This window comes from Rhodanobacter sp. C05 (assembly GCF_002001165.1).
Lineage (GTDB): Bacteria > Pseudomonadota > Gammaproteobacteria > Xanthomonadales > Rhodanobacteraceae > Rhodanobacter.
In genome coordinates this window covers 86,707-97,941 of the sequence record NZ_MUNQ01000006.1, presented here as the reverse complement: position 1 = coordinate 97,941, position 11,235 = coordinate 86,707, and the positions used below count along the sequence as shown (strand labels likewise).

The 11,235-nt window shown below is 57.1% G+C and carries 10 protein-coding genes; 1 reads left to right on the top strand and 9 read right to left on the bottom strand.

What is annotated here, in order from left to right:
- Positions 1–2: 2 nt before the first annotated feature.
- Positions 3–707 (bottom strand): class I SAM-dependent methyltransferase, encoded by a 705-nt coding sequence (locus B0E51_RS03125; protein WP_143525773.1) that lies wholly within the window; start codon positions 705–707, stop codon positions 3–5.
- Between the two features lie 254 nt (positions 708–961).
- Between B0E51_RS03125 and B0E51_RS03120 the strand changes: the two genes are divergently transcribed.
- Entirely contained in the window at positions 962–1,792 is an 831-nt protein-coding gene (locus B0E51_RS03120; RefSeq protein ID WP_077443390.1) for a class I SAM-dependent methyltransferase, read from the top strand.
- Between the two features lie 94 nt (positions 1,793–1,886).
- Here B0E51_RS03120 and B0E51_RS03115 read toward each other — a convergent pair whose 3' ends face one another.
- The 8 genes from B0E51_RS03115 to B0E51_RS03080 all read right to left on the bottom strand — a co-directional run bounded on the left by B0E51_RS03115 (position 1,887) and on the right by B0E51_RS03080 (position 11,028).
- On the bottom strand, positions 1,887–3,095 hold the full coding sequence (locus B0E51_RS03115; protein ID WP_254424385.1) for a glycoside hydrolase family 99-like domain-containing protein: 1,209 nt from the start codon (positions 3,093–3,095) through the stop codon (positions 1,887–1,889).
- A gap of 77 nt (positions 3,096–3,172) precedes the next feature.
- A complete protein-coding gene (locus B0E51_RS03110) occupies positions 3,173–4,423 on the bottom strand; it encodes a class I SAM-dependent methyltransferase (RefSeq protein ID WP_077443388.1) in 1,251 nt (416 codons plus the stop codon).
- On the bottom strand, positions 4,413–5,405 hold the full coding sequence (locus tag B0E51_RS03105) for a GDP-mannose 4,6-dehydratase (protein WP_077443387.1): 993 nt from the start codon (positions 5,403–5,405) through the stop codon (positions 4,413–4,415). Before B0E51_RS03105 ends, B0E51_RS03110 begins: the two co-directional genes overlap by 11 nt.
- Positions 5,405–6,430 (bottom strand): glycosyltransferase family 2 protein, encoded by a 1,026-nt coding sequence (locus B0E51_RS03100; RefSeq protein ID WP_254424384.1) that lies wholly within the window; start codon positions 6,428–6,430, stop codon positions 5,405–5,407. The genes B0E51_RS03105 and B0E51_RS03100 overlap by 1 nt, the downstream gene beginning before the upstream one ends.
- A gap of 73 nt (positions 6,431–6,503) precedes the next feature.
- Complete coding sequence (locus B0E51_RS19625) at positions 6,504–7,352, bottom strand: hypothetical protein (RefSeq protein WP_217333056.1); 849 nt, start codon at positions 7,350–7,352, stop codon at positions 6,504–6,506.
- 21 nt (positions 7,353–7,373) lie between these two features.
- The gene (locus B0E51_RS03090) at positions 7,374–8,930 is read right to left on the bottom strand and encodes an oligosaccharide flippase family protein (protein WP_077443385.1); all 1,557 of its coding nucleotides are present in this window, start codon (positions 8,928–8,930) and stop codon (positions 7,374–7,376) included.
- A complete protein-coding gene (gmd, locus tag B0E51_RS03085) occupies positions 8,881–9,963 on the bottom strand; it encodes a GDP-mannose 4,6-dehydratase (RefSeq protein WP_217333059.1) in 1,083 nt (360 codons plus the stop codon). The genes B0E51_RS03090 and gmd overlap by 50 nt, the downstream gene beginning before the upstream one ends.
- Positions 9,964–10,173: 210 nt before the next feature.
- Positions 10,174–11,028: a glycosyltransferase family 2 protein gene (locus B0E51_RS03080; protein WP_077443384.1), complete on the bottom strand. Its 855-nt coding sequence runs from the start codon at positions 11,026–11,028 to the stop codon at positions 10,174–10,176.
- Positions 11,029–11,235 lie beyond the last annotated feature (207 nt).

Here is an 11,235-nt window from a genome sequence, read left to right as displayed (position 1 = left end):
GCTCAGCGCCGTCGCGCATGAATCTCATATCCCGAACCCAGCGCGCTCCAGTCCGGTGTCACCCATGAAACCACACTTGCGAACACATTGACGGTCAGCACACCCAGTGCAACCAAGGGCATTCGCAGGTAGTCGAACCATCTCCGCCGCTCGTAAAGTCCGCCGACGAGGGCGAGGCAAAGCAGCAACGCCGCTGCATGCACTGCATGCCCCAGCTTTTCCATACGGACTATGTCGAACCCGGCAGCGTCGAGATCGCGCCGCAATCCATATTCCGTCAAACGCTGAAAATCATACGGCGCGTCATGGATCGGATACATGAACGGCATGCTGAAGATCATCACGCCTCCCGGCTTCAACACCCTGGCAAACTCGGCCAATGCAGCCTGCGGGTGACTGACATGTTCCAGCACTTCCAGGCAAACGACAGCGTCGATGCTTGCGTCAATCAACGGCAACCTTGCCGCATCGGCAAATATGTCGGGTACCGCCGCATACAGCCCCTTCCCCGTCACCGGCAAATCCAGGCCGATGTATTGGGTACCTGCCAAGCAGCGGGATTCGACCCACCGATCTGCACAGCCCACATCGAGTACCTTGCCGGCTAATCCGGCAGTGTCCGATCTCAACGTCTGTAGTGGAAGCAGCCACTGCGGGTGGCATGGCGTTCGTCTGATGTACTTAGCAATTGTTCTGATTCGGCGCATGGAATTGTCCGTTTGCAGCCGGATTGCCTGATCGAACACCAGGCAACTCGGAAGTCATCAAACCCGGATTATATGTCTCGCAGGCAAAACTATTGATTGATGGAAGCCTATCCAATGCATCCGACTACGCGCCTGGTCACAGCGCTGCCAGCTGACCCGTCGTATATGCGACTTCGGTTTCCTGCCGTCAGTCCAATCTGTCAAAATCAATCGTCGGCAGCTCTGCCGCTTCATCCATAAGGAAAATCCAAGGTATGAACACCCTTTCGGACGAACAGTGGCTGGCCGCGAACCTTGACCCACGCACATACAGGGAAAAGTCAACAATCGATATCCCAGGGTTACCACCTCCGAATGTACAAGTGCGTTTCACTGGCATGCACGGCAAAGCCAACCTGAGACAGGCATTTGATTTCTACAAGTTCGCGCTCCGGCATATGCCGACGGCCAGCATTGCGCGCTACAGGTTGGTTGACTTCGGGGGTGGCTGGGGTCGTGTCACGCGCTTTTTCTTGAGAGAAGTGGATGCCGACCGCCTGCTACTACTTGACTGTCTCAGCGATGCAGTCGAGTGCGCACGCAGCTTGAAGCCCCCTTTCAATGTGGTGCATACCAATGCGCAACCGCCGCTGCCGCTGGAAATGGCCTCCGCGGACTGTTGCATAGCGTTTTCCGTATTCTCCCATCTCAGCGAGAAAGCTTGCATCGGCTGGATCCAGCATCTCGGCGAACTGCTGGTGCCGGGTGGAACCTTGATCTTCACGACCCGCGGCAAATGGCAAATCGAAAGACTCCGCCTGCACAAACGACTCGGCTTCATCTACAAGCTGCTTCGACGCGGCAACGTGCATGAGCAAATCACATCGCGCGCCAGCCTTGATCAGGTCGAGCAACGTTATGACGATGGCCTGTTCCAGTTCTTCCCCACGGGTGGCGGCGGCGAGTTGACCGAGGATTTCTACGGGGAAACGTGGATACCCGAGCAATGGATGCGGGAGAAGTACAGTTCGCTCGGCTTCCGCCGCTGCGAGTTCTTTCAAGAGCAGTCGAGCATCACCCAATGTACATTCGTACTGACGAAGTGATGAAATTCGACTCGCGCATTGCTCCAAACAAAGATCCCGCCTCATGTCCGGTGTAGGCGTCGGCAGGTAACACACGGCCATGTCACTTGCACCTCTAATCCTTCAAAATAGACCGGGCATGTCTGTCAAGGCACTCTTTGGTAGCCTCCAAAAATACCGCACCGTGCTTGCTATCAGGCTCAAGGTGACATCCTTCAGCCCATTCATTCCACGCATTGATGAACACCAGTCGTGACTCAGGCGGGTACGAGGAAACACGACCGAGCGCATCCTCCAGCCAGCGCGCGTATTGAATCGGTGAGTGGTTCTGGATGATCGTCGCGGCCACCTTTCTGGCGCTGTTATCCCATGAAGGGAACACACAAGGAAACGTCGGCGTGCGCGATGGCACCCTCTCGATGCTGGCATCGACGTAGCCCTCGTAGTTGACCACAGTGTTGAGGTGCCCCTGTGCCAGCCACTTACTGTTACGCAGCGCGTCGTACCAGCGCCGCGGCAATACCCGCCGGGCCAGCGACACGGCATGGCCGGTCGCATTCCTGGCAGCAGGAAAATGCTGACGGTTCGGTTCGAAGTTCACGATGGCATCGAAGCCCGATGCGAGCATCGCCTCGTCGTCAAGCGTCGAGAAACCGGTGCTTACCGCACAGAAGAAGGGTTCCGCCGAGCCCTCCCTCCTGCAGTAGTTCTTCCATTCATCCAGCACCTTCGCAAGCTCGGGAATGCTCTCGGGCCGATAGATCAGGAACAGTGGGCGACCGTTGACCCGGATATAGCGGCGATCGTCGAATACCCGGGCCAGCCACGCAATGTGCTGGTCATGGTCCTCGTTCGAATACTCCTGACGAATCAGTACATCGTGCTCACGACCACTCCAGGTCCGAGACCAGGTCTCATTCGCCCAGCACAGACAAAACGGAAAATCCGGCTTGCCCGAAGCGAGCATCTCGTCCAGCGGACGGCCAAGCAGGCGTCGTCCCGAGAACCAATAGTGGTAGTAGCAGAAGCCATGAATGCCAAAGCGCTCGGCCAAGGCCGCCTGCGCAATCCGGGCTTCTTCCAGGCGCAGGTCGTAGAAACCCAGCGCGCCAGGCAAATGCGGCTGGTAGTGTCCTTTGAAGCGGGGCGTCGCCGAAGCCACATTAGCCCATTCCGTAAAGCCGTCACCCCACCAGAGATCGTTCTCGGGTATGGGATGAAACTGCGGAAGGTAGAAACAGATAGCGCGCGTAATGGCATTCATTGCAGCAACATTTGCACCGGATGATCCCTCGATCTGCGGCGAAGCAGGGACATGGCTCACTCAGGGTCTCCCGCGGAATGCGATCCGTGCATTGACCCAAACACGCTGAAACTCAGGCATGCAACCTGCCGACCAACTCATTCGCCGACCTCTGCAACCTGGACGACCTCGAGTCTTGGCAATGGGAACAACAGCCGCATTCCGGCAAATCGGGCATTCCCAAGGAAGAAAGCCCGGAAGTGCCAAGGCAGCACGACGAGATAATCGGGCTTCGAGGCGAGAACTTCTGACTCCGGTCGAATCGGTATCCACGTGCCTGGCGTATAGCAGCCATACTTTTCCGGATTGACCTCGCCGACCACGGCAACCGCGCCGGAGTCGAGGCCACAATACTGAAGCAATACGTTGCCCTTGGTCGACGCGCCCAACGCGGCCAGCGTGCGACCTTCGCGGTGGGCCTGATCGGTAAAATCCCGCAGTTCCTGTCGGGATGCCGCAACCCGCGCCGCGAAGGCCTGGTAGGGCGCCAGCGTATCGAGTCCCAGTTCGACCTCGTGCTGCAACACACGTACAAGATCGTTGCTCTCGGGCAGCCCGGATGCCGTCTTGGCGACCGTCACCGAAAAGCTCCCTCCGTTGATATCGTTGAATTCGACGTCGATGATTCGGAAACCGGCCCGGTCGGCCATCCACTTCACCTGGTGCAATGCGTAGTATTCCAGGTGCTCATGGCAGACCGTGTCATACGCATTCATCTCCAGCATCGCTGGCATGTAGCTCTGTTCGAACACCCAGACACCATCGTCGGCCAGCACCTCGTGAATCTCCCGCATGAATTGCAGCGGCGATTCCAGGTCATAGAGCATCGAGAATGAAGTGACCACCCTCGCCTGCTTGCCGGGGCGACTTGCCTGCACCACGGCGGCCGAGAAGAAGTCCGCCACCAGATCCACATGATCTGGGTAGTACTCGCGAAATTTTCCCGCAGTGGGATCGATGCCGAGCAAATCCAGCCTTGCTGCTGGGTAGGCCGCCAAGGTGGTGCCGTCGTTGCTGCCAATATCCAGTACCAGATCGCCCTCGTGCAGATCCACCCAATGAGCGATGCGACGGACTTTCTCGCGCAGATGCAGCACCATGCTCTGGTTGAGGCCGGAACGATACCCGTAGTTGTCGCCGTACATCTCCCCGAGATCGAAAGAGTGTTCCAGCTGCAGCAATCCGCAAGTCTGATCGCCCATGCATTTCACCAGGCGTAGCGGGCCAATCGTGACTGAGGCATCCCGGGTGCGCGGAAATACCCCGGTGAGCATCTGTTCGCCAAGGTCGAGCACTTGAACCAGATTCTGGTTGCCGCACACCCTGCAGCCATTGATCTTAGCGGGCATCGCGTTCCTGTCCTGTTTGTACACTGTCTGTTGTGGCGTAGAACCGCAGTGCGTCATCCACCATCAGGCGCACCATATCCGCAAATTGTGTGCGCGGCCGCCAGCCAAGAACGCGCAGCGCCTTGCCGGCGTCACCACACAGGGGCATTTCCGCAGCTCTGCGGTGACCGGCGGGATCGTCGCTTACGTGATCCCGATAGTCCAGCCCCACATGACGAAACGCGATGTCGCAGAACTCACGTACAGCATGGGTTTCGCCCGTTGCTATGACATAGTCATCGGCCGCGGGCTGCTCCAGCATCAGATACATCGCCTCCATGTAGTCCGGCGCATATCCCCAATCGCGCCGAGCGTTGAGATTGCCCAGCTTCAACCCACCGGAAAGTCCCAGCCTGATCCGCGCCACGCCACGCGCTATCTTCCCAGTAACGAAGTCTTCGCTGCGACGTGGGCTCTCATGGTTGTAGAGGATCGCCGAGCAGGCGAACAGACCGTGATGCCTGCGATAAATGTCGACCATGGTGTGCGCATAGAGCTTGGCTGCACCATAGGGCGAGCGCGGCCGGAAAGCTGTGCGCTCGGTCTGCATGCCATCCTCCACGCGACCGAACATTTCGCTGCTCGACGCTTGACAGAAACGGATAGCGGAATCTGTCATGCGAATGGCCTCAAGCAGACACGTCACAGCGATGCCATTGTCCTCGCTGGTCTCGACTGGCTCATCGAACATACCCGCTCCGCTCGATCGCGCAGCGAGATTGTAGATGGCGCTCGGCTTGTACTGCGACAGTGCGGCAGCCATGGCGCGCGCATCGCGCATATCCCAATCGATCAGCGTCACTGCACCGGGGATATCAGGCAGCACCAGCTGATCGCGGAGATTTCGCGTGGTGCCCAGCACCTTCCAGCCGCTAGCCAGCAGATGCCGCGCGAGGTAGCCACCGTCCTGTCCGGTAATGCCGGTAATGAGCGCCGTACGCATCAGGGGCCGAGTCCTGCAATTCGGGCCGCCAATCGCGTTATCCAGGATGCATTTTCACTGCGAACCAGGTCGTACAGATTGGTGCGTGCGCGCTGGGCAAACAGCCCGCAGTACACGCTGGCAAGCGCATTCGCCCACTTCGCTGGCAACATGGCGATGAATTTGGGGAGCAACCGGCGGATACCTGAGACCCGGCTTTGGATGGAGCGCCGATATTCGGCGCGATCGTAACCACCGATGGCGCGATACAACAATAACTTGCGCAGCTGACGCCAGGGTTCACGTGCGGACACGGTGCTCCTGCTGTGTTCCGCTATCTGCGTAAATGACCAGAGCAGATCCGGCCACTTGAACATCCATATCTCAAATCCCCTTGATGTCCACATGGCATTGCCATAGCGAATCGAGATCTGTGGTTCGGCGACGACCCGTACGTCATCGAGCGCAGGAGCCTGGAATATCACGCCAACATGAATGAACAATGTCCCCAGATAGCTCTCACGTACTCTGGCCAGCCAGGCGGCACGCCGTATTACCACGCAACCGATGAAGCTGAGAGCACCCGCTGTCTCAGCAAACAGCACATCCAGATCGGTCGCCCGATAGGATTTGTCGCGCTCCAGCTGGATGAATCGTGGGGTCAAAACGGCCGAGAAATCCGCATTGCGCACTTCCGAGTTGAGCACGACGAGATCGGGACCACTCTCGATGGTATTGAGCACAACCTGCACCGCACCGGGCTTGAGCAGATCGTCATCGGTCATGAGCCAGCAGTAGCCTCCTCGGGCGTACGAAACAGCCTTGTCATAATCGCCATCGACACCGGAATTTACTTCCTCTCGATAGTAGCGAATATCTGGGTGTCGCCCGATATAGCTCGCCATCACCTCACGCGTATCATCGGGCGAGGCACCGTCCACGACCAACAACTCCACGCCCGGTTGCATCTGCCCAAGGATCGAGTCGAGGGTACGCTCGATGAATCGCGCCCGATTGTAGGTCGCGATGCAAATGGAAAGCCGCACTATCTGTGTCCCACCTTCCACAGATGACCCGACAGCGCACTCCACGGATGATTCGCCGTTGACTGTCATGGGATTAAATGGAAATGAAATTCTGGTCGGCAATCAACAGGAATTGTTGTTCGCTGGGAATTCCGAATTTCCGGAGTTGGTAGCGATTCTCGGCGAAATCCAATCCATGAATGCCATCGAGGAACGAGGTATCGAAATACTGAGGGTCGACGAAGAATGCATTAACACCGTTGCGATCTACGGTCACAAAACGGTAACCGTGACCCTCGAAAAAACGACGCCAGCCGGTGATTGAAACACCGTAATACAATTCCGATGGATGCGCGCCTTTCATTGAGAAATCAGATCGATACGTGACGCTTAGGCTACGCTCCTGTCCATAGACGGAATTGTATTCCACGACGACGATACGTGGTCGCAATCCGCCATTCATCATTCCACGTGCAATGTGATAATCATTGCCATCAATATCGAGCGAGAATACGTCGGGATCCGGATACGGAATGGCGCCAATAATCTCCGGAACGGAATCGGTCGTCACAAAGATGGCACGACACTGGGTACCGATGCTGTAACCCACCACGTTGCGCTGTGCACGCGCGGCAAGTCGTGGATTACCCTCGATCATCAGGCCTTCATAGCGCTCAGCCACGACCAACCAAGCGGAGTTGTTCTCCACGCCATTGGCAGATCCAATCTCCAGGAAGCTACGATTGGAGGAACGCAGCTGTCGGCGTAACACCTCGATGATTCCATCTTCGCCATTCTGACTGAAACCGGAAAATTCCCACGTCGCTGGATTGGTCAGATCAATCTGACGTGCCTGCCTCATGGCGCCACCTTTGGCCAAGGCTATGGCAATTCGTTGGCGATCCCGATTATCCGCCAGATAGTTGGCAATACTCTTCAACACGCTGTGCATACTCCCGAGGACTCAAGCTCTGTTCTTTTTTAGTTGAAGATTTTCGTGCAGGGAGGAGCGTAGATCGGGCGAGAACACCAGCGACAGCGACATGCCTATCACAATGGTAACACCTGCCCAGATCAGCCCCCGGTAGCCAACCACGCCGTACGGCTCGATTCCACCCATAATCCATACTGCAGCCAGGGACGCGCATAGCGGAATCCCGACGTCCCGGAGCAACCAATGAGCCGCGTATCCTCCGAGCAAGTAACGATGTGTTGCGAATGTGCCCAATCCAAGATAGACAAATTGCATCAGCAACCATGCGATGGCGGCACCTGATTCGGCATGTGCAAGCGTCAGGAAGATTGACAATGGCACATAGATGACGAGGAGTACGGCGTTGAGAAGTAGCGCCAACCGAGCCTTGCCATACGCCAATTGCAGCGCGTACTGGAGAAAAAGCACACCATGCAGCGCCGCGGCGAGAATCAGAATCGAGGCGATCGGTGCCACTTGCGCTGAAAGCAACGCATCATGCGTCCACAGGCGAATCAATGCTTCAGCGTGCATGGACACCCCAAAAGCAAGAGAAAACGCTAGCGTGGCGAGTAGCCGCGTGGCGAGTCCGTAGAGTTCCACCAACCGCTCAACCTGACCTTTCGCCACCAGCGCTGAAAACCGCGGGTAGAGTGCATTGAACATTGGTGTCGCCATGAGATACAACCCGCTCGCCAACAGCGTGGCCAGCATGTAGCGCCCATATGCGCCGAGGCCAACCAATCTGCTGAGCAACACCTTGTCGAACTGCATCAGGAACACACCGGTAACCGCAATGGCACCCACTCCTGCCGAGAAGCGCCAGATGCGATACAGTTCGGCAAGCTTGAAGCTCGCGCCTTGTCGCCCCCCCACCGCCTTCCAAGCGAGTCCGCGTATGAGAACTACATGAACCAGACTGACCACTACCTGCCACAGAAAGAAAGCTTTGATGGTGGGTGAAACGAAGGCGAGCACGACAATGCTGCCGAACGCACCAAGCGTCACCATCGCGATGCTCAGTCCGCTCACAAACGCGAGCCGCTGCGCACCCATAAGGCATCCGGAATACAGGCCTATTGGCCAGCGCGTGGCAACCACGAGCCCCATCAACATGACAGCATGCACGACGTCTGTCATCCCGAGGTGTGCCGACTGCAGCCAATGCTGCCCTATCCAGCCCGCCGCCAGCACCAGCACCACGGCCAGAAATAATGCAACGATCCAATACAGCAATTCCAGCGACCGAAACAGATGGCGCAACCGGGGTGCGTCGGCAGCCGCAGCATGGCGCGCCACCTCGCGATTCATGGTTGGTGAGATGCCCAAGTCAAGCAGCTGCACCAGGGTCAACAGGGTCGTGAAGAAGCCGATGAGCCCGTAAGACTCAATGCCGAGGAAGTGAAGATAGAACGGGGTCGCCAGCACGCCAACGATCGCCGTCCAAGCGGACCCTGTAAAGGCCGCCAGAAGATTCCAGCTCAACCGCACCGCGCCGCTACTCGTGGAATTGATTGGTGTGGAAACCGTGGCGCCGAGCCAGATCATCGCGTTGAGCGGAACGCAGATCTTCGTGCACCATTTCGGCTACCAGTTCTTCAAATGTAGTTCGCGGAACCCAGCCAAGCTTCTCGCGGGCTCTTGATGCATCACCGAGGAGGGATTCGACTTCAGCCGGACGGAAATAGCGCGGGTCGACCTCGATGATGCAGTGATCGTTCTGGTCATAGCCTCTTTCCTCCAGACCGGTACCTTGCCAACGTATGGACATGTCGAGCTGGGCGGCAGCGGCGTTGATGAAATCCCGTACCGTGTGTTGTATGCCGGTTGCAATGACGAAGTCACCCGGCTCGTCCTGCTGCAACATCAACCACTGCATCTCAACATAGTCGCGGGCATGGCCCCAGTCGCGCAATGCATTGAGATTTCCAAGATAGAGACGATCCTGCAGTCCCAACTTGATACGAGTCAACGCACGGGTGATCTTCCGGGAAACGAAATTTTCGCCGCGCACGGGTGACTCATGATTGAATAGGATGCCATTGCAAGCATAAACACCATAGGCCTCTCGATAGTTAATCGTTGTCCAGTAAGCGTAGAGCTTGGCTATCGCGTATGGAGATCTCGGGTGAAACGGCGTGCTCTCCCGTTGCGGCGTCTCCCTCACGAGACCATAGAGCTCCGATGTGGAAGCCTGATAGAAGCGCGTGCTTTTCTCCATTCCAAGGATGCGCATGGCCTCGAGTATGCGCAATGGACCCAACGCATTGGTGTCGGCTGTGTACTCGGGCTCCTCGAAGGAGACCGCGACATGACTTTGCGCACCGAGGTTGTAGATCTCGTCAGGTTGGGTCTGTTGAATGATGCGGGTCAGATTGGAAGAGTCGGTCAGATCACCGTGGTGTAGAAAGAAGCGTATGTCCGATTCGTGCGGATCCCGATAGAGGTGATCGATCCGCGACGTATTGAACAACGAAGCACGACGCTTAATACCATGTACTTCGTAACCTTTCGCGAGCAGAAACTCCGCCAGATAGGCGCCATCTTGTCCGGTGACCCCGGTAATCAATGCTCGCTTCATCAAAGTCTCCAGATAACTGCATTTTTGCGTCATGTCTTCTGACCGCCATGGTGAAGCGTCGCGAAGTTGGCTGGCACTGGCATCCTGAAGCTGATCTTCAGGCATTGTTTACGGCTCAACACGGCTTGTTGAGGCCCCTCGTGCCACAAAAGACCGGGCATATCCATTGGGAAATATTGCAACGGACACTGGGCGCCTCAATACGCGACTTCAAATGTCACGACGATAGGTGAGCGCAGTGATCTGCTCAGACACCAGCCCGATAAGGAACACGATCACCGCCGCGCTCCACAACAGCGTACTGCCATTGGTAAGTCTACCGTCGTGCACGAAGGTCCAAGCATAGTTCGTGCAGCCGAGCAGGAAGAACACCACACTGGTGGGCACAAACAACTTTAGCGGCGAGTACAACGTAGCGATCTTGAAGATGATCAGCAGGAAGCGCAGGCCGTCGCGCAGCGGCTTTATGTGGCTTTTGCCGATTCGTTGAGCGGCCTTGATCGGCACGTAGGCAACCGGATAGGCACTCCGGAAGAAAGCCATGGTGCTAGTTGTGGGATAGCTGAAACCATTCGGTAGCAGGTGCAGGAATTCGCGAAACTTATTCGCGCGTACCACGCGAAAGCCGGAGGTGAGATCGGCAACCTCGTGACCGGTCATTCGGGTGGCCAGCCAGTTGTACAGCGTATTGGCTAGACCGCGGCCGACGCCAGCCTGGCTGCCCCACCCGCGGGCACCAACCACCATGTCATAGCCCTGCTCCAGCTTCTCCAGCAATCGAACAATGTCAGCTGGATCGTGCTGACCGTCGCCGTCCATGAACACCAGAATGTCGCCGCCGCTGGCACGGGCACCACGCTTGATCGCTGCACCGTTACCCATCGAATACGGCGAGGAGAGGCATTGAACATCGTGGCTGGCGCAGATCGCCAGAGTATCATCGGTGGAACCGTCGTCGACCACGATGATCTCGGCCGCGGGCTGCGCATCTCGCAGGCGTGGTAGCAATGTGGTCAGCGCAGGCGCCTCGTTCTTGGCTGGGAGGATGATGCTCAGGTGGCTCAATGGACGGTTCCCGAAGTGAAAGTGAATCATAGCGTGAAGGCCAGACGGCGGCTTGCCGGAAGCTTCACACCCAGTCAGGTAGCAGATCCTGCGGTTACATGGCATCTCTCGGCACTGGACATTGGCAACAGCAATTAAGGCATGGAATGAACTGCATGCTATTGCTGAATCCGCATTGCCTGAGTACGCCTCCAGCTTGTGAGCTGC